This window comes from Lysobacterales bacterium (assembly GCA_016703225.1).
GTDB lineage: Bacteria > Pseudomonadota > Gammaproteobacteria > Xanthomonadales > Ahniellaceae > JADKHK01.
Window position 1 is genome coordinate 218,454 of the sequence record JADJCM010000002.1, and the last position, 18,532, is coordinate 236,985.

Below are 18,532 nucleotides of genomic sequence, written 5' to 3' on the forward strand. Positions count from 1 at the left end.
CGGTGTGCTCAGTAGAAGGCGGGTTTGCGACCGTTCGACCAGGTCGCGAAGGCGAGGCAGGCGAGGCCGGTCAGTACCTGGGCGGCGAGGATGGCGAGGACCGGCGCATGCCAGACCACGGCGTTGCCGCGCACGACCGTCTGCACGCTCTCCATCTGCCCGATGACCATGAGGAAGGGATTGATCAGCACCATGCTGCCGATCATCACGAACACGTTCCAGCCTTCCGATTCCACCTGCATCGCCACCGTCAGCGCAATGCAGTAGGCGACGAGCACGTGGCCGAAGATCAGCGCGGCGAGCACGACCAGCCCATCCGGCAGCGGTGTGCTGAAGACGATGATGGCGGTGAACAGGGCCATGACCAGGAAGGGCACCGCGAACGTCAGCAGGTTGCCGGCGAGCTTGGCGACGGTGAAGTCGAGCGGAGACACCGGCAGGCTCATGACGAAGGCCAGTGTCTGTTCCTTGCGTTCGACCAGCAGCGAGGTCGAGATCGCGAAGCAGGCGATGGCCACCAGGAGGATGATCAGCAACAGCGAGCCGATGTAGAACGCCCACGGCTTGGCCATGCCGAGGAAGCCGAGCGAGACGATGCCGGCCAGCAGATACGCGGCCAGTTGCTTCTGGAACAGTTGCCAGTCCTTGATCATCAGCAGCCGGATGATCGGCCAGTTGAGTTGACGCGTCATCGCAGTCCTCCTGCACGCACGGTGGTCACGAAAATGTCTTCCAGCCCCATCGAGTCGACGCGCTGAACGCTCAGTCCGACCTGCGACAGCCGCTCCGGAAAATCGTCCCGCCAGCCGCGGAATTTCAATTCGACCTGGCTGCCGGCGGCCCGTCGCTGCACCAGTTCCGGCCACGGGTTGATCGCGTCCGGCACCTCGCCGACGCAGAGCACACGGCGCCATTCGTCGATAAAGCGTTCCTTGTCGGCGCTGGCCAGCAGGCGGCCCTGGTGCAGGAAGCTGATGCTGTCGGACAACTGCTCGACGTCGTTGGTGTTGTGCGACGAGAACAGCACGCTGCGATGTTCGTCGCGCAGCACCTCGGCCAGCGCTTCCAGCACTTCGGCGCGCGCGACCGGATCGAGTCCGGTCGTGGGTTCGTCGAGCAGCAGCAGTTTGGGTCGGCGCGCAAGGCACAGCAGCAGCAAGGCCTTGACGCGCTGGCCATGCGAAAAGCCGCCAATTGGCTGGTCGGCGCGCAGGTCGAAGCGGCGCATCAGCGAGGCTGCGTAGGCCGAATCCCATTCGGGATAGATGCCGCGCACCAGTTCGATGTGCCAGGCCAGCGTCTGGCCGCGATACAGGCGCATGTCCTCGGCCGCGAAACCGATGCAGCGCTTGACCGCGACCTGTGCTTCCGGCAAGCGATGTCCGAGCACTTCGATGGTGCCGGAAGACGGCGCGGCCAGGCCGGTGAGCAGTCGCAGCAGGGTGCTCTTGCCGGCGCCGTTGACGCCGACAAGGCCCATGATCTGGCCCTCGGGCAGGGTCAGCGACAGGTCGTTGAGGCTGAATTGCGGGTAGTGCTTGCTGACGCCCTGGAGCACGAAGGCGGCGGTCATTGGTCGGTTCCTTTGCGGGTAGCGGTGAGGGGGGTGTTGGCGGTGCTGTCGAGCACGCGGGCGAGGCGCTGATGCAACGCGTCGCGCCCCAGGCCGAGGCGCGCCGCGGTGGCTGCGGCTTCGGTCAGTTGCAGGTCCAGGTGATGGTCGAGCAGCCCGCGCGCCTGGTCCTTCTGCTCGGACACCACCGAGCCCTTGCCATGGCGCGTACTGATCACGCCGGCGCGTTCGAGGTCTTCATAAGCGCGCTTGACGGTGATGACGCTGACGCCGCTGGTTGCGGCGAGCTCGCGGATCGACGGTAACGACTGGCCCGGCGTCCAGTCGCCGGCCATCACCCGTGCGGTGATCTGGTCGACGATCTGCTGGTACATCGGCCTCGGGTCGCTGGCGGAGAGCAGGAGCATCGTGGGTTCACTGTGCATCTGTAATAGACACAGTATGCACAGTGCCTCGACGTCCTGCAAGCCCCAACTGGCCGACCGGCAGCGTGGATGGCGGCGACTGGCACCGAAGGGACGGCGGTGCCGAGCAAGCAATCGGTTCGCCGAAGCGATGCGGGCGCTGGCTAGAATAGGCCGATGATGAACGAAGACGGTGCCCGAGCGCATGCGTGATGGATTGCTGATTCGCTGGCGTGGAGCTGGCGAGGCGCTGGAATGGCTGCGGATCGAGGGCGGGCGCGTTGGCTTCGTGCAGCGCGAGCAGGCGCCACCGGCGGCGGTGCTGACCAAGGCCGCGCGCATCGCAGTGCTGGTCCCGGCCGAGGACGTGTTCAGCATCGGCCTCGACTTGCCGGCACGCAAAGCCGATGCGGCACGCAAGGCGGCGGCGTTCGCGGCCGAGGAACAGGTGGCGGCGCCGATCGAGTCGGTGCAGGTCGCGCTCGGCGAGAGTGTCCACGATGGCCGCTGGCCGTGCGCGGTGATGGCGCGGCCGAAATTGGCGGCGCTCACCGCCGATCTGGCACGCCGCGGCATCGTTGCCGATGCGATCCATGCCGATGCCGCCTGTCTCGCGATCGGACGCGCGCTGCGCGGGCCGGACGGGCGCGTGCTGGTACGGCTCGATCGCGAACGCGCGCTGGCCTGCGACGACGTGCTGTGGCTGCGTGTCGTGTGCGGCGGCGAGTTGGCGACGTCCGAGTCGGTCGACGAACTGTTGCCGGAACTGGCACGCGGCCTGGCTGCGGCGGCGCCGGTGAACCTGTTGCAGGGCGAGTTTGCCGGCAGCCATCGTGGCGCCGGCGCAGTGCGCTGGTGGAAGTTCGCGGCCGGACTGACGCTGGCGGCGATCGGCGCGCAGACGCTGTGGATGCAGCTCGATGCCTGGCGCCTGCAGTCGCGACTGGACGCGCTGAATGTGGCCATGGTCGCCGTCTATCGCGAACGCTTCCCTGACGCGCAGCGCGTGCCCAATCCGCGGCAGATGATCGACAGCGCGCTGAAGCAGGCCGGCGCGGGCAGCAACGCCGGCGACTCGGGCATGGCCGTGCTCGCGCAGGCGGCACCCGTGCTGGCGGCGCAGACCCAGGTCGTGCTCGAGGGCGCCGAGTACCGCAACGGTCGCCTGGAGCTGCGTCTGGTCGCAGCCGATATCGGCACGCTCGACGCCTTGCGCGAAGGATTGGCCAGTTCAATGTCGATGAGCGCGACCCTGGACAACGCCAGCGCGCGCGAAGGCCGCGTCGAAGGCCGCCTCAGCATCGGAGCGAAGCCATGAGCGCTTGGTGGTCGGCGCTGGCCGAGCGTGACCGGCGCTTCCTCTCGATTGGCGCCGCGATCGTCGCGCTGCTGCTGTTCTGGGCGCTGTGGTTCGACCCGCTGCGCGTGGCACGCGCCAGCCTCGCCGACAGCGTGCAGCAGGGCGAGGCCGATCTGGTCTACATGCAGGCGGCGGCGCAACGGCTGGCGACACTGCAATCAGGCGGCAGCGCCTCGGTGTTCGACCGCGGCGGCCGTTCGCTGCTCGCGCTCGCCGATGCCAGCGCGCGCGAAGCCCAGCTCGCGAATGCGCTGAAACGCATCGAGCCGGTGTCGAGCGGCCGCGTCGCGGTGTCGCTCGAAGCCGCCTCCTTCGATGCCATGGCCGGCTGGCTGGAACAACTGCAGCAACGCTACGGCGTGCGCGCCGAGGAATTCTCGATCAACCGCGCCGCCGGCATCGGCCAGGTCGACGCGCGCGTGGTGCTGGTCGATCCGGCGGAGTAGCCAAATGCCGCTTAGCCCTGATCGCCTCCTTCCTTGCCGGCAGCATCGACCTGCACGACTTTGCACCAGAATCCACCACGGGAGGGCCGCGCCATGCGCCTGTTGCATTACCTTGAGATCGAGAACTTCAAGCGGTTCGGAGATCTCCAGCGCATCGAGCTTGACCATCCGGCAGTCTTGATCGGTCCCAATAACTGCGGCAAGACCAGTGCCATTCAGGCGCTTGCCCTGTGGTCGCAGGCGGTGCGCAACTGGTACGACGTGCGCAAGGAATCGTCAGCCAGGGAGCGCACGGCAACCGCGCTGAATCGGTTGGCGATCGTCTCTGTCCCGGTGCAACGAACGAGGTTCTTCTGGCACAACACGCGCGTGCAGAACGTCCCATTGACGATCACCGTGGGCGTTGAGTTCGGCGGCAGGGTCGTGCCTCTGGCCATGAAGTTCACCCATCGGGGCGATGAGCTGGTCTATTGCTCTCCGGACAAGAACAGTGCGCCCAATCTGGAGTTGATTCGGCATGCTGCGGCGGTATCCGTCGCGCTCCTGTACCCGATGTCAGGGCTGGAAACCGAAGAGAAGATCCTCAAGCCAGGCGCCGTGGATGTGTTGCTCGGGCAAGGCCAGACGGCTCAGGTGTTGCGCAATCTTTGTTTGATGGTGTTCAACCAGTCTGCACAGGATTGGCAACGCATCGCGGATCTCATGCGACGACTCTTTGGCGTAGAAATCACGGCGCCAACCGAGACGAGTCGCGGCAGCATCGAGTTGCTGTATCGGCAGCCAGGCGTCAAGGAAGCGCTGGATGTCTCGTCGTCGGGACGCGGCTTTCAGCAGATGCTGCTGATTTTCGCCTACCTCTATTCGCACAAGCGCAGCGTGCTGCTGGTGGATGAGCCTGATGCACACCTCGAAATCCTGCGCCAGAAGCAGGTCTATGTGCTGCTGCGCGACATCGCTAGCGAGAACGGTTCGCAAGTGGTGATGGTGACGCACTCCGAGGTGATCCTGGATGAGGCATTGGACAACAACCTGACGCTGTTGCTGGATGGGCGCGCGGACGACTTGGCGCGGAAGCAGGACATCCGCAACAGCCTCAAGCACTTTGGTGCCGAACACTACGTCAAGGCTCGTGAGCGCGGCTACGTGCTGTATGTGGAAGGCGGTACCGACGTGGACATGCTCCGTGCCTTGGCCGAGCGGCTGGATCACCCGATTGCTCGGCGTTGGGACGAGCGCATCAACTCGTTCTACGTGCAGAACAACTATCCGGACCAAAGCCTCGATGCCGAACTGGAGCGAGTGGAAGGGGGCTTCGGAGTGACACCGCAACAACACTTCAACGGCTTGCGCGGCCTGCTGCCCCGGTTGCGCGGGCTGGCCATCCTGGACAACGACGGGCGCAATCGGCAGAGCGCGCTCGGCGACCCGCTCACGATTGCCTACTGGAAGCGCTACGAGGCCGAGAACTACATCGTCACGCCAGCATTGCTGCGCGCATACGCAGCCAGCCAATACCCTCCGAGTGATCTGTTTGCCCAGCAGATGCAAACCGCCATTGATGAAGTGCTCGATGCATTGGTGCTGGAGCTGATCTTTGACAGCGCGCAGGCCGACTTCGCGGAATGGAAGAAGGCCAGTCCGGAACTGTCCCGCGTGCTGTGGGAGGCCAAGACGGAGCGACGTAAGCTCAGCGCGTTCGCCGAGGAGTTCTTCCGTCGACTGGCCCTGCGCGTGGGCGGCGGCCTATTGCTGCGCAAGGGCGAGTTGCATCGCCTGGTAGCGTTGGTGGCGCCGCAAACGATTGCGGCGGAAGTGCGCGAGAAACTGGACCTGCTGGCGGAGGTCTTTCCCAAGACGACCGACCCGGAGGGTGTCGACGATGTACCTGCGCAGGCATGATGGGCGCTGCCAGCGGGTCCTTGCGGCTCTGGGCAAGCCGGCACGGGCTTCGGCGCATGGTGAAGCGCAGTTGCCACTACTGTTGCTGCAACCGGGCGGTTGATCCACTCTTTCCCTGTCCTGCGACGGCAAGCTTCGTCGCAGCGCATCTGGCGACAAGGCGAATTCGAGGAAAAAGATGAAAAGACTGCTGGGCTGGTTGCTGGCCTTGATCGTGCTGGGTGTGCTTTTTGTGGTGATCGTGGCGGCGACGCTGCCGGCGGCGACTGCGTATCGGTATGCCGAGCCGAGCCTGCAACCGCTGCGATTGCAGGGCATCGAGGGCAGTCTGTGGAGTGGGCGCGCGACCCAGGTCAGTGCCTACGCGCTGCCACTCGGCGAGTTGCGCTGGACGCTCGATCCGTGGGCAGCGGTCGGGCTGCGCGCGCGCGGCGAGATGGCTTTGTCCGGTCGCGATCTGACCGCATCGACGCGGATCGACGCCACCCGCGACCGCATGCTGCTGCAGGATGTCGCGGCGCGCATGCCGGCGAACATCCTGGCGCCGGCACTGGATATCCCGTCGCTGGTGCTGCTCGGCGAGATCGATCTCAAGCTCGCCGCACTCGAGCTGCGTGCCGGTCAGCTGCAGGCCGCGAGCGGCGTGCTGACCTGGCGCCAGGCTGGGGTTAGTGGTGCCGCCGAGGCGCGCTTCTCCGATCTGGTCGTGACCTTTTCCTCGCCGCGCGACGGCCTGATCGAGGGCGTGGTCAGCGACGACGGTGGCACTCTCGATGCGAGCGGCAGCGTGACGATCGAACGCGAACGCTTCCGCGCCGAAGTTCGGCTCGCGGTGCGCGGCGAAGATCCGCACTTGGCAGAGGCGCTGCGTTACGTCGGCGAGCGCACGGCCGATGGCTCGTCGTTGTTGCGGGTCGAAGGCACTTTGCGGAAGCTGTTCTGATGACAGTGCTCTCGCCCGCATTTCTGGATGCCGCGCTCGAGGTCGCCATCGAGGCCGCCGCTGCTGCCGAATCCGTGGTCGCGCGCCACTATCGCGCGCGCTTCGAGGTCGAGATCAAGGCCGATGCATCACCGGTCACGATCGCGGATCGCGAGGCCGAACAGGCGATCCTCGCGGTGCTGCGCGCTGCCTATCCGGACCATGCCGTATACGGCGAGGAATACGGCCGCAGCGGCGAGGGCGAGTTCCTCTGGCTGGTCGATCCGATCGACGGCACCAAGGCCTTCGTGCGCGGTTACCCGGTGTTCTCGACGCAAATCGCGCTGATGCATCGCGGCGATCTGGTGCTCGGCGTGTCCAGCGCCGGGCAGTTCGGCGAGCGCGCCTGCGCGCGGCTTGGCGGCGGCGCGTTCGTCAATGGCGAGCGCGTTCAGGTGGGGCCAGCCGCGTGTCTGGCTGACGGACAGCTTTCGCTCGGCAATCTCAAGACGCTCGCCGCCGACGCGCGGCGCTGGGCGGCGCTTGCGGGTCTGGTGCGCGGCGCCAATCGCACCCGCGGCTACGGCGACTTCCTGCACTACCACTACCTCGCGCGCGGCGCAGTGGACGCGGTGATCGAGTCCGACGTCAACATCCTCGACATCGCCGCGCTGGCGGTGATCGTGCGCGAGGCCGGCGCCGTGTTCACCGAACTCGACGGCGGTCCGCTCACGCTCGACACGCGCACGGTGCTGGCGGCGGTGCCGGCGCTGCATGACGAATTGCGGTTGCGGCTGGCCTGAAGCTGGGGCTCGGCCGCACTGCCGCTAGAATGCGCGGATGAAGAAACTTCCGATCATCCACGCCCGCCGCCTGCTCGGCGAGGGCAGTCGCTTTCCGGTCGAGCAGCTCGACCTGGAGTTCAGCAACGGCGAGAAGCGCACCTACGAGCGCATGCCCGGCTCCGGGCGCGGCGCCGTGATCATCGTGCCGATGCGCGACCCCGAGACCGTGCTGCTGATCCGCGAATACGTGTGCGGGCTGCACGCCTACGAACTCGGCCTGCCGAAGGGCCGACTCGAACGCGGCGAAGAGGTGCTCGAAGGCGCCAACCGTGAGCTCAAGGAAGAAGTCGGCGTCGGTGCGCGTCGGCTCAGCATCCTGCGCACGCTGTCGCTGGCGCCAACCTACATGGCGCATGTCACCCACGTCGTGCTGGCCGAGGACCTGTACGACGAGAAGCTCGAGGGCGACGAGCCCGAGGAGCTGGAGGTGGTGCCGTGGCGGCTCGACCAGTTGCACGAGCTGGTGCAGCGCGAGGACGTGACCGAGGGCCGCTCGATCGCGGCGCTGTTCATGGCCCGCGAGGTGCTGGCCCGACGCGGTCGCGGCGCATGAGCGCGTTCGACGCGGCGGCGACGCTGACGGCGGTGCGCGCGCTGGCGAAGCAGGCGGCAGACGCGATCATGCTCGTCTACGAAGGTGCGTTCGATGTCGCGCACAAGGACGACCGCTCGCCGCTGACCGCGGCCGATCTCGCCGCGCACCGCATCCTCGTCGATGGCCTGCGCGCGTTGACCCCGGAGATTCCGGTGCTATCCGAAGAATGCGCCGGTGCCGAGGTCAGCCTGCGACGCACCTGGTCGCGCTACTGGTGCGTTGATCCGCTCGATGGCACGCGCGAGTTCGTCAAGCGCAACGGCGAGTTCTGCATCTGCGTGGCGCTGATCGAGGACGGTGCGCCGGTGCTGGGCGTGGTGCACGCCCCGGTCAGCGGCCGCTGTCACTACGCCGCGCAGGGGCTCGGTGCCTTCGTGGTCGAGGCCGATGGCGCAACCCGCGCCATCCGCGTTGTCGCACCGAGTGCGGTCTGGCGCGTCGCCGGCAGTCGTTCCCATGGCGATGCGCGCACCGCCGGCGTTCTCGCCAAGCTCGGCGCCAACGAACATCGGCCGATGGGCTCGGCGCTCAAGTTCGGACTGATCGCGGAAGGCGAAGCGGACTTGTACCTGCGCTTTGGACCGACCAGTGAATGGGACACCGCCGCCGGGCAGTGCATCGTCGAACAGGCCGGCGGCGCCGTGCTCGACCTGCACGGCGCGCCGCTGCGCTACAACCAGCGCGACAGCGTGCTCAACCCCGATTTTGTAGCCTTCGGTGCACTCACCGCGCCGGTGCGCGCACAGTTGTTCGAGGCGCTGGCATGAACGCGCATCCGATCGAACGCCTGCGCGCGATCATGGCGCGATTGCGCGATCCCGACGGCGGTTGTCCGTGGGATGTGCAGCAGAACTTTGCTTCGATCGCGCCGTATACGATCGAGGAGGCCTACGAAGTCGCCGATGCCATCGACCGTGGCGACCGCGATGATTTGCGCGAGGAGCTGGGGGATCTGCTGCTGCAGGTCGTCTTCCACGCCAGGATGGCTGAAGAGGAAGGCAGCTTTGCATTCAACGACGTCGTCGCCGGCATCTGCGAAAAGATGGTGCGCCGTCATCCGCACGTGTTCGCCGACGCGGTGGTCGCCGACGCCGCGGCGCAGACGCGTGCCTGGGAGGCGCACAAGCGCAGCGAGCAGGCCGGTCGCGAGGATCAGAGCGTGCTGGCCGGGGTCGCCGCCGGTCTGCCCGAGTGGATGCGCGCGCTCAAGTTGCAGAAGCGCGCGGCTGCAGTGGGCTTCGAGTGGCCGGACGTGCAACCGGTGCTGGACAAGCTGCACGAGGAAGTCGAGGAAGTGCGCGCCGAGTTCATCCAGGGCGCCGATCCGGCGCGGCTGCTCGACGAGATCGGCGATGTGCTGTTCGTGGCGATCAACGCCGCGCGCCACGCCGGCGTCGATCCATCGAGCGCGCTGCGCCACGCCAATGCCAAGTTCGAGCGTCGCTTCCGCTTCATGGAGAGTGCGGCAGCCGCACGCGGCACCGTCCTCGCAGAGCTCGATCTGGCGACTCAGGAACAACTGTGGAGCGATGCCAAGCGGCAGGAACGTGAGCGCTGAATCGGAGGTGAAAGCGCGATGAACGTTGCTCGCTGGAACAAAAATCCAACAAGTCGAGCACTACACTGCGCAGCAAATCGAGTCCCCGCCACGGCGGGCGATGTGCACAGGGTCCGCAGAGGCCCGCTGCAATCCAGGATACGGAGTGAGAGATGATCAAACGGATGATGTTTTGGGCGGCGATGGCCGCGATGGTGGGTGGAGCGGTGGCAGTTGCGCCCGCGACAGATGCTCCCTTCCCCCCGCGCGGTGCGAATCGGCCGACGGCGATGAAGTCGATGCCGATGCCGGCGTCTCTGGGCAAGGCGTTGCTTGCCGACATTACCGAGAGTTTCCATGCCACGGCCTCCGATCCTGCCGAACAGGATCATTTCGGCTACAGCGTCGCGATCGATGGTGACACGGCGGTCGTCGGTGCATATCAAAAGGACGGCACCAGCCTGATGGACGTCGGTGCGGCCTATGTCTATGTGCGCAGTGGAGGGACTTGGTCGCAACAGCAGAAGCTGGTCGCCGAGACTCCGGTCGCGGGCGCCTCGTTCGGTCGCTCGGTAGCGGTTTCAGGCGGCACTGTGGCGGTTGGTGCACCGCAGGACGACAGTCCCGGTCAGCTGGCCTCCGGTGCGGTCTACGTCTATACCCGTAGCGGATCGGTATGGACCCGGGAGGCTAAACTCGCCGGTGCGCAGGTCATTACGGGAGATGATTTCGGTTGGTCGGTCGCGCTGGAAGGCGACACGCTGGTGGCCGGTGCGAAGAACGACGATGTCGGTTCGGTGAACAGCGGCGGTGCACTCTATGTGTTCACGCGAACGGCCGGTGTCTGGAGTGCGCAGGGTTCGCGGTTGTCTGCTTCCGATGCGCAGGACGGGGATCTGTTGGGCTCGAGTCTGGCGCTCTTCGCGGATACGGTGGTCGCGGGCGCCGAAGGCGTGGATACGGTGGCTGATACGGATATCGATTCAGGCGCAGTCTACGTGTTCACCCGTAGCGCCGGAGTGTGGACGCAGCACCCCCGCCTTCGGGCAGCGTCGCCGGCGCAGGGAAATCTGTTCGGACACTCGGTCGCAATCGACAGCGGTACCTTGCTGGTGGGTGAGCCGAATCGCTCGAGTGGTCTTGGCGCCGCCCACGTCTTTGTCGGCAGCGGCGGCAGTTGGAACGTGCAGGAAGTTCTGACTGCGGCCGATGGTGTCGCGGGCGACTTCTTCGGACATTCCGTAGCAGTGCGCGGTGATCTGGCACTGGTCGGTGCCTACGCGGGAGAGGGCAACTCCGGTCCGAGCAATAGTGGTGCTGTCTATGCGTTTCGCCGCAGCGGCGGGGTCTGGACCCAGCCTGACAAGTATCTCGCCAGCGATGCAAGCAGTGGCGATCGTCTCGGTTTTGGCGTGGCGTTGAGTCCGGGAGCAGCGATCAGTGGCGCACCCAACGATTTGAGCGGCGGCTTTATCGAAGCGGGCTCCGCCTACGTGTACCAGTTGGGCACACCGACCACCACGGTGCAGATCCTGACGCCGATCCCCACGGTGTTTGGCGGCAACCTGGGACTCAATGCCCAGGTCAGCGGCGGCACGCCGACGGGCAACGTCGAGTTTCGCAATGGCGCCAACGTCCTCGCCACCGTGCCGCTGAACGGCTCGGGCGTGGCGGCGACCTCGATCATGCCGAACGCTGGCTCCTATAGCGTCGTCGCCTATTACCTCGGCGACGGCACGCATCTCTCCAGCAACTCGACCGCGACCGCATTCACGGTGGCGAAGGCGCCGACAACACTCGATCTGACCAGCAGCGGATCGCCGAGCAGCTATGGCCAGAACGTCACCTTCACTGCGACCGTCGCCACCACCGCGCCGGGTGCCAGCCCGGTCACCGGCAGCGTCGAGTTCCGCGATGGTGCCGCGCTGCTCGCGACGGTGGCGCTGTCCGGTGGCGTCGCCAGCTACGCGACGACGGCTTTGCTGCACAACACGGGCAGCGCGCATCCAATCACCGCGACGTTTATCGAGAGCACCAACTACTTCGGCAGCACCGACGACGCGATCAACCATGTGGTCAACAAGGTGACACCGACGCTGAGCCTGGTGTCGAACCCGAATCCGTCGCTGTTCGGGCAGAGCGTCACCATGACGGGCACGCTGTCCGGCGGGCTGGCGCCGACGGGCACGGTCACCTTCTTCGACGGCATCAGTCTGCTTGGCTCGAACCCGGTCAGCGGCGGCGCGGCGACACGTACGACCAGCAGTCTGGCGCTCGGCGTGCATCCGCTGCAGGCGACCTACGCCGGCGACGACAACCATGAAGCGGTGAACACCGCGGCGCCGAGCAACCACACCGTCCTCCCCGCCGCCGACGTCTCGGTGACCAAGACGAACGGCACGAATTTCGTGCAGTCCGGGCAGAGCACGACCTACAGCATCGTCGTGAGCAATCCTGGCGGCGGTGCCGATGTCGATGGGCTGCTGGTGAACGACGTGCTCAATTCCGCCTACTTCGATGTCGGTGTCGCGACCTGGTCGTGTGCGCCGGCCGGCATCTGCTCGCCCGAGAGTGGCAGCGGTGACATCGTCAACCTGCCGCTCGACTTGCCCGCGGGCAGCACCGTCACCATCACCGTGATCGTGCCGGTGCTGGTCACCGCCGAGACCGGCGTCGCCAACACGGTGACGCTGACCCTGCCTGGTACCGTCGGCGACCCGGACCTCGCCAACAACAGCGCCACCGACAGCGACGGCTCGGGTTTGTTCAAGGACAGTTTCGAGGACTGACGTCGTCGTGTTTCTGCTGCACCCGGGGCCCGCGCATGCGGGCCCCTTGCGTTGGCGCGCTCAGCGAAGCTGCGCGAGCTTCTGGTCGATGCGTGCACGCAGTTCGGCAATCGCCTGCTCGGGATGTGCGACGCGCTCGGCGTGTTGCAGGCGGCGTTCAGCGAACGCGCGCAGTTTCGGGTGCTCGGTGCGCTTGAGCAGGTCTTGGTACATCGCGACCACGGCGGCTTCGTCGCCCTGCTTGCGATAGAGCATTTCGAGACGGCGCAGATCGAGCGCGACCGCCAGTTGCGGATGCGTGCGGGCAGCGCGGGCGAGTCGTTCGCGCGCCATCGGGCCGCGCTGCATGCGTCCCTCTTCGGCGGCGGGCGATGCCTGCGGGTGCGCGACGACGGGGGTGCAGGTGGCGGCAGCGACGCTTAACGAGGCGGCCAGCAACAGGGATTTGGTCAGCAGGTTCATGGCGATGCTCCAGTGGATGCGCACCGGTCGTGCGTGCTCCAAACAACGCCGCTCGGGCGCGCGCGTTGACGATGACCTTCGGCCGGGTCGCGAGGGCCCATCGATCTGCATCTGCCGCTACAGTGGTGCCGACCGGCGCGGCGCCGGCATTCCAATTTGATCAGGAGACACGCATGGTCTGGGTAGTGTTGGTCGCGGTTGCGGCCTTGTTGCAGTTCACCGTGTTCGGGGCCCTGGTCGGCCGTGCACGCGGTCGCTACGGCGTGCAGGCGCCGGCCACCACCGGACACGAAATGTTTGAGCGCTATTACCGCGTCCACTACAACACCATGGAGCAGTTGCTGCTGTTCCTGCCCGGGCTGTTCCTGTCGGCGGGTTTCGGCTTCGGTCCGGACTGGCTCAGCGCCGCCGTCGGCGCGGTATACCTGATCGGGCGCCAGCTCTATCTCGCGAGCTACGTGCGCGAGCCGAAGTCGCGCGAGATCGGCTTCGCGCTCAGCATTCTGCCGAGCGCGCTGTTGCTTGGAAATGCCGGGCTGGGCGCGGCGGCTTCGCTGTTCTGAGCTTCAGCGCGCAAACACGAAGGCGGCGCCGGCGGCGATCAGGGTGAAGCCGACGGCATGGTTCCAGCGCAGCGGCTCGCCGAGGAACCACACGGCGAAGCCGGCGAACACGGTGAGCGAGATCACTTCCTGGATGGTCTTCAGTTCGGCGGCGGAATACACCGCGTGGCCGTAGCGATTGGCCGGCACCTGCAACACGTACTCGAAAAACGCGATGCCCCAGCTCGCGAGAATGACGATCCACAGCGGGTGCGCCTTGTATTTCAGGTGGCCGTACCAGGCCAGGGTCATGAACACGTTGGACGCCAGCAGCAGCACGATCGGCGTCAGGTGCGCGGGCATGGGCTGCGGCCTCAGCCGTTCTCGCCTTCGAGGAAGCGTGCTTCGTACATCAAGGCCTGGATGCGTTGCTCCTGGCCGTCGAGGAACATCACGCCAAGGTGGTCGGAGGCATTGCGCACGATGCGTGCGCCCACTCCGATCACGGTGTCCTGGTCGAGCATGAAATAGACGCGCAACTGGTCTGGCACTTGCGCCGGCCAGCGCTTGGGCTTGCCGAGGCGGGCGCCGCCGGCGGACAGGTCCCAGACTTCGCTGAGGTAGCCCTCGTCGGCGCTGATCAGCATCGCCGCGGTGAAGACGTCCTTGCGGGGGTGGCGGCGTTTTTCGGAGAGGTCCATGGCGCGACCATATCGGGGTGGCGGGGCGCGCGGCAAGCCTGCCTCGAGCGTCGTCTTCACGTGGACACGACAGTCGTTGCGGTGCAATCTTCACAATGGTGAAGGAGTGTGGTCATGTCCGTGCAAGAAGATTCCCTGGGTCTGGTCCTGCTGGTCGAGGACAATCGCGGCATCGCCGAAATGGTCGGCGAATTCCTGGAGCGTCGCGGCTACAGCGTCGACTACGCCAGCGACGGCATCACCGGGCTGCGCCTGGCGATCGCCGAGCCCTACGACGTGATCGTGCTCGACCTGATGCTGCCCGGCATGGACGGGCTCGATCTGTGCCGCAAGCTGCGCAACGAGGCCAAGAAGTCGACGCCGGTGCTGATGCTGACGGCGCGCGACACGCTCGACGACAAACTGGTTGGGCTGGATGCCGGAGCCGACGATTACCTGGTCAAGCCGTTCGAGATCCGCGAGCTGGAGGCGCGTATCCGCGCACTGATCCGGCGCGACCGCCGCCAGGTCTCGACCGAAGTGCTGCGCGTCTCCGACCTGGTGCTCGATACCGCCACCCTGCGCGCGACGCGCGACGGCAAGGACTTGCTGCTGTCGCCGATCGGCTTGAAGCTGCTGACCATCCTGATGCGCGAATCGCCGCGCGTGGTTTCGCGCCGCGACATCGAACGCGAGGTCTGGGGCGATCTGCTGCCGGATTCCGACACGCTGCGCAGCCACCTGTACAACCTGCGCAAGGTGATCGACAAGCCGTTCGCGAAGCAGTTGCTGCACACCATCCACAGCGCCGGTTATCGTCTGGCCGACCTCGATGCCGAACTCGTCGCCGCCCAGGCCGGCTGAGGCGATAGCGCCCGCCGGCGGCCTGCGTGGCCGCCTCTGGGTCGCGTTCGTGCTGCAGACGGTGGCGATTGCGCTGGCCACGCTGGTCGGCGTCTATGCCGCCATGCTGGTGCTGCGCGACGTGCTGATCCACCGCGCGCTGGTCGAGGAAGCCCAGCACTTCTGGGGTCGTCTCGATCGCGATGCGCAGGCGGCGTTGCCGGACACCTACAACCTGCAGGGATACCTGCGACGTGGCGCCGAGCCAGCGTCTGCGATTCCCTCCTACCTGCGCGAACTCGGACCGGGCTACCACAGCATCCATGCCGATGCATTGGACGAGTTGGTGCTGGTCAGCGAGCGCAATGGCCACCGCCTCTGGCTGGTGTTCGACCAGCACCAGGTTGATCGGCTCGCCCTCTGGTTCGGTCTGGCGCCTCTGGCGCTGGTGCTGGGTACGGTCTATCTGGTGTCGTGGATCACCTATCGCGCTTCGCGACGCGCGGTCTCGCCCTTGATCCGGCTCGCCGAGGTGGTGCGCGAACACGATCCGAAGGCGCCGGAGTGGCAGGAAATCAACGCACTGGTGGCGACCGGTGATGCCAACGATGAAGTGGTGATCCTGGCCGACGCGATCCGCTCTTTCGCCGAGCACAAGGCCGAGTTCGTGGCGCGCGAGCGCAACTTCACCCGCGATGCCAGCCACGAACTGCGTACGCCGCTGACGGTGATCAAGGTCGCCGCCGACGTGCTCGAAGAGGAGCCGATGGCCGACTTCGCCGCGCGCTCGGTGGCGCGCATCAAGCGCGCGGCGCGCGACATGGAGGCGTTGATCCAGGCCTTTCTGATTCTTGCGCGCGAGGGCGACAAGGGGCTGCAGAACGAGTGCTTCCGCGTCAACGACATCGTTGCCGAAGAAGTCGAACGCGCCCAGGACCTGGTCGCCGGGAAGTCCGTCGTCGTGCGCATGGTCGAGGAGGCGCAGCTCGAGCTGATCGCGCCGCCCCGCGTGTTCTCGGTGCTGATCTCGAACCTGATGCGCAACGCCTGCCAGTACACCGAGCGCGGCGAAGTCGTGGTCACCATCGGCCCGGGCTTCGTGCGCGTCGACGACAGCGGCCGCGGCATGGCGCCCGAGGACGTGGCGCACGCCTTTGAGCCGTACTACCGCGGCAAGGGTGCGGGCAAGGGCGGCCACGGCGTCGGGCTGACCATCGTGCGTCGTCTCAGTGACCGCTTCGGCTGGCCGCTGCGGCTCGAATCCACGCTCGGCATCGGCACCAAGGCGACGATCGAGTTACCTCTGGCCCAGCCCTTCGTGTCCGCTGCCGACTAAGATCGATGGCGCGCAATCCGCGCCTGACTGGCGAGGGCCGATGATCGACCAGGATGTAACGCCCATGCCGGCCACCGGGTTCGGAATGCTGCCCTTGCACCCGCGCATGCGCGCAGTGTGGACGCTGGCCTATGGCAGTCTGTATGCGCTGCTGCTGACCTTGCCGCTGGTGCCAGTCGCGGTTGCATTCGATTGGTTGCCGCTGCCACTGGCCTTTCTGCTTCCAGTGGTGCTCGGCTTCCTGCTCGGTGCTGGCTACGCCCGACGCTACGCCGCGCGGTACTCGGCGACGCACCTCGCCGATGGCGTGCTGATCCGCCGCGGCGTGTGGTGGCGCGGCGAGTTGTTCGTGCCGCGTGCGCGCATCCAGCACACCGAGATCCAGCAAGGGCCGCTGGATCGGCGCTGGGGCATGGCCAGCGTCAGCATCCACACCGCTGGAACGCATCTGGAGAGCCTCAAGCTGCCGGGTCTGCCGCGGCCAGTGGCGGAGGCCTTGCGCGACGCGCTGCTCGACCGCGAGGCGCATGCCGATGGCGCCTGAGGCGCGCGGCGGCGAGCGTCGCCTGCATCCGTTCTCGTGGCTGTTCGTGCTGATCACGCAGCTGCGCGAAGTGGCTTTCCCGCTGGTGCTGCTGCTGCTGTTCGGCCGCGGGCAGTGGTGGGAGTTCCTGGCCATCGTCGGCGCCGTGCTGCTGGCGCTGTACTCGCTGGTCTACAGCTTCGGTTTTCGCTACCGCATCGGCGCCGACGAACTGGTGGTACGCGAAGGCATTTTCGATCGCACCGAGCGCCACATCCCGTTCGCGCGCATCCAGAACATCGCGCGCCGCAGCAATGTGCTGCATCGTGCGTTCGGCGTCACCGAGCTGCGCCTGGAATCCGGCGGTGGGCTGCGCCCGGAGGCGGTGATGAAAGTGCTGCGCCTGGCCGACGCCGACGCGCTGGTGCTGTTGCTGCGTGCGCAGCGTCCGCCGCTCGAGTCGCAGTCATCCGCTGCCGACGGCGCTGTCGTGGCAGCGGCAGGAGAGGAGCTGCTGACGCTGCCGGTCGGCGAGTTGCTGCGCCTCGGGCTGATCTCGAACCGCGGCATGGTCGTCGTCGCCGGCGCGTTCGCGGCGTTCTGGCAGTTCGACCCGGGTGGCGGCAAGCACCTGTTCCGGCCGGCATTCAATCTGGCCGAAGTAGCTGCGGGCGAAGTGGCGGCGCTGCATGCCGGACCGCTGGCGATGGCGCTCGCGGCTTCCTTGCTGCTGGCGCTGCTGTTTGCGCTGCTGCGGGTGCTGTCGATCGCGCTGGCATTGCTCGTGCATTACGGTTTCCGGCTCGAGCGCGAGGGTGATCGCCTCGGTGCCGGTGGCGGTCTGCTCACGCACGCACACGGCAGCGCGCGCATCGACCGACTGCAGATGCTGCACGTCGAGGAGTCGTTGCTGCACCGATGGTTCGGGCGCATGAACCTGAAGACCGACGTCGCCGGCGGTGTGCGCGAATACAACGACCAGAGCGGCAAGCTGCACTGGCTGGCACCGATCGCCACACCGCAGCAGGTCGATGCGCTGCTGGCGCGCATCGTCGCCGCACCGGCGCTGGCCGACTTGCCCTGGCGTCCGCTGCACGTGCGCGCTTGGCGCCGGCGCGCGCGCTGGCCGCTGCTGTTCTCGATGCTCGCCGCATGCGGGCTCGGCTTCTGGTTCGGCGCGCCCGGCCTGCTCGCCCTGCTCGGAGTGCCGTGGGCAGCCACGGCCGCACGCGGCTGGGCCGGTTTCACCCGTTACGCGATGGACGAACGCTTCCTCGCCTACCGCAGCGGCTGGTGGTCGCGCCATTACGCATTGATCGAGCTCGACAAGCTGCAGGTCGTCGAGCTGGTGCAGAGCCCCTTCGACCGCCGCGCCGGCATGGCTGGCGTCCGCATCGACAGCATGGCCGCCAACCCCCTCGGCCACGGCATCCACATCCCCTACCTCCCCCTCGCCGAAGCCCGCGCCCTGTTCGCGGTACTGGCGCGCAGGGCGGCGCGGTCCTGAGGCGAGGGCGGCGACCAGCACCTGCGCGAACCGGCCCAGCACATTCCGCCCGAGCGCCTGCTGATCGAAACCGACGCGTCCCACCCGCTGTCACGCGACCCGCGCCGCAAACCCGCTCACCATCTCAACCAATCCGCCCACCTGCCGCAAATTGCCGCAGCCATCGCCGCACAACCCGGAACGCAATCACTGCCCGCCACGATCCAGCGGACTCGCGCCCGCGCCCACCCTTGTTCAACACATGGGTATAGACGGCAGCGGACAAGCGC

At 66.8% G+C, this 18,532-nt stretch carries 20 protein-coding genes; 14 read left to right on the forward strand and 6 right to left on the reverse strand.

What is annotated here, in order from left to right:
- Positions 1-8: 8 nt before the first annotated feature.
- Genes IPG63_09535 through IPG63_09545 form a run of 3 tightly spaced genes read right to left on the reverse strand, consistent with a single transcriptional unit; the run spans position 9 to position 1,998 of the window.
- Complete coding sequence (locus tag IPG63_09535; GenBank protein MBK6727485.1) at positions 9-692, reverse strand: ABC-2 transporter permease; 684 nt, start codon at positions 690-692, stop codon at positions 9-11.
- Positions 689-1,573: an ABC transporter ATP-binding protein gene (locus IPG63_09540; protein ID MBK6727486.1), complete on the reverse strand. Its 885-nt coding sequence runs from the start codon at positions 1,571-1,573 to the stop codon at positions 689-691. Before IPG63_09540 ends, IPG63_09535 begins: the two co-directional genes overlap by 4 nt.
- Positions 1,570-1,998 (reverse strand): GntR family transcriptional regulator, encoded by a 429-nt coding sequence (locus IPG63_09545; protein MBK6727487.1) that lies wholly within the window; start codon positions 1,996-1,998, stop codon positions 1,570-1,572. Before IPG63_09545 ends, IPG63_09540 begins: the two co-directional genes overlap by 4 nt.
- A gap of 184 nt (positions 1,999-2,182) precedes the next feature.
- On the opposite strand from IPG63_09545, the gene IPG63_09550 reads away from it, so the two are divergent.
- The 9 genes from IPG63_09550 to IPG63_09590 all read left to right on the forward strand — a co-directional run bounded on the left by IPG63_09550 (position 2,183) and on the right by IPG63_09590 (position 12,370).
- Entirely contained in the window at positions 2,183-3,295 is a 1,113-nt protein-coding gene (locus IPG63_09550) for a hypothetical protein (protein ID MBK6727488.1), read from the forward strand.
- Complete coding sequence (locus IPG63_09555; protein ID MBK6727489.1) at positions 3,292-3,783, forward strand: type II secretion system protein M; 492 nt, start codon at positions 3,292-3,294, stop codon at positions 3,781-3,783. The genes IPG63_09550 and IPG63_09555 overlap by 4 nt, the downstream gene beginning before the upstream one ends.
- Positions 3,784-3,876: 93 nt before the next feature.
- Positions 3,877-5,682: an AAA family ATPase gene (locus IPG63_09560; GenBank protein MBK6727490.1), complete on the forward strand. Its 1,806-nt coding sequence runs from the start codon at positions 3,877-3,879 to the stop codon at positions 5,680-5,682.
- A 178-nt stretch (positions 5,683-5,860) separates the two neighbouring features.
- Positions 5,861-6,625 (forward strand): type II secretion system protein N, encoded by a 765-nt coding sequence (locus tag IPG63_09565; protein ID MBK6727491.1) that lies wholly within the window; start codon positions 5,861-5,863, stop codon positions 6,623-6,625.
- Positions 6,625-7,407 (forward strand): inositol-phosphate phosphatase, encoded by a 783-nt coding sequence (locus IPG63_09570; GenBank protein MBK6727492.1) that lies wholly within the window; start codon positions 6,625-6,627, stop codon positions 7,405-7,407. Before IPG63_09565 ends, IPG63_09570 begins: the two co-directional genes overlap by 1 nt.
- A 37-nt stretch (positions 7,408-7,444) precedes the next feature.
- Positions 7,445-8,002 carry an ADP compounds hydrolase NudE gene (nudE, locus tag IPG63_09575; GenBank protein MBK6727493.1) on the forward strand — a complete coding sequence of 186 codons (558 nt, stop codon included), beginning with the start codon at positions 7,445-7,447 and terminating at the stop codon, positions 8,000-8,002.
- A complete protein-coding gene (cysQ, locus tag IPG63_09580) occupies positions 7,999-8,811 on the forward strand; it encodes a 3'(2'),5'-bisphosphate nucleotidase CysQ (protein MBK6727494.1) in 813 nt (270 codons plus the stop codon). Before nudE ends, cysQ begins: the two co-directional genes overlap by 4 nt.
- Complete coding sequence (gene mazG, locus IPG63_09585; protein MBK6727495.1) at positions 8,808-9,602, forward strand: nucleoside triphosphate pyrophosphohydrolase; 795 nt, start codon at positions 8,808-8,810, stop codon at positions 9,600-9,602. Before cysQ ends, mazG begins: the two co-directional genes overlap by 4 nt.
- A 284-nt stretch (positions 9,603-9,886) precedes the next feature.
- Positions 9,887-12,370, forward strand: a complete 2,484-nt coding sequence (locus tag IPG63_09590; GenBank protein MBK6727496.1) for an Ig-like domain repeat protein — start codon at positions 9,887-9,889, stop codon at positions 12,368-12,370.
- A gap of 60 nt (positions 12,371-12,430) precedes the next feature.
- On the opposite strand, the gene IPG63_09595 is transcribed toward IPG63_09590, so the two are convergent.
- Positions 12,431-12,832 (reverse strand): hypothetical protein, encoded by a 402-nt coding sequence (locus IPG63_09595; protein MBK6727497.1) that lies wholly within the window; start codon positions 12,830-12,832, stop codon positions 12,431-12,433.
- Between the two features lie 173 nt (positions 12,833-13,005).
- On the opposite strand from IPG63_09595, the gene IPG63_09600 reads away from it, so the two are divergent.
- Entirely contained in the window at positions 13,006-13,395 is a 390-nt protein-coding gene (locus tag IPG63_09600; GenBank protein ID MBK6727498.1) for an MAPEG family protein, read from the forward strand.
- 3 nt (positions 13,396-13,398) lie between these two features.
- On the opposite strand, the gene IPG63_09605 is transcribed toward IPG63_09600, so the two are convergent.
- Both IPG63_09605 and IPG63_09610 read right to left on the reverse strand, forming a co-directional pair.
- Complete coding sequence (locus IPG63_09605) at positions 13,399-13,737, reverse strand: DMT family protein (GenBank protein ID MBK6727499.1); 339 nt, start codon at positions 13,735-13,737, stop codon at positions 13,399-13,401.
- An 11-nt stretch (positions 13,738-13,748) separates the two neighbouring features.
- A complete protein-coding gene (locus tag IPG63_09610) occupies positions 13,749-14,075 on the reverse strand; it encodes a PilZ domain-containing protein (protein ID MBK6727500.1) in 327 nt (108 codons plus the stop codon).
- Between the two features lie 114 nt (positions 14,076-14,189).
- On the opposite strand from IPG63_09610, the gene IPG63_09615 reads away from it, so the two are divergent.
- The 4 genes from IPG63_09615 (at position 14,190) to IPG63_09630 (ending at position 18,263) form a co-directional block, all read left to right on the forward strand.
- Positions 14,190-14,918: a response regulator transcription factor gene (locus tag IPG63_09615; protein MBK6727501.1), complete on the forward strand. Its 729-nt coding sequence runs from the start codon at positions 14,190-14,192 to the stop codon at positions 14,916-14,918.
- Positions 14,887-16,233: a HAMP domain-containing histidine kinase gene (locus IPG63_09620; protein ID MBK6727502.1), complete on the forward strand. Its 1,347-nt coding sequence runs from the start codon at positions 14,887-14,889 to the stop codon at positions 16,231-16,233. Before IPG63_09615 ends, IPG63_09620 begins: the two co-directional genes overlap by 32 nt.
- A 64-nt stretch (positions 16,234-16,297) precedes the next feature.
- Positions 16,298-16,777: a PH domain-containing protein gene (locus tag IPG63_09625; GenBank protein MBK6727503.1), complete on the forward strand. Its 480-nt coding sequence runs from the start codon at positions 16,298-16,300 to the stop codon at positions 16,775-16,777.
- Positions 16,761-18,263, forward strand: coding sequence for a PH domain-containing protein (locus IPG63_09630; protein MBK6727504.1), 1,503 nt, complete (start codon positions 16,761-16,763; stop codon positions 18,261-18,263). The genes IPG63_09625 and IPG63_09630 overlap by 17 nt, the downstream gene beginning before the upstream one ends.
- Positions 18,264-18,532: the final 269 nt, after the last annotated feature.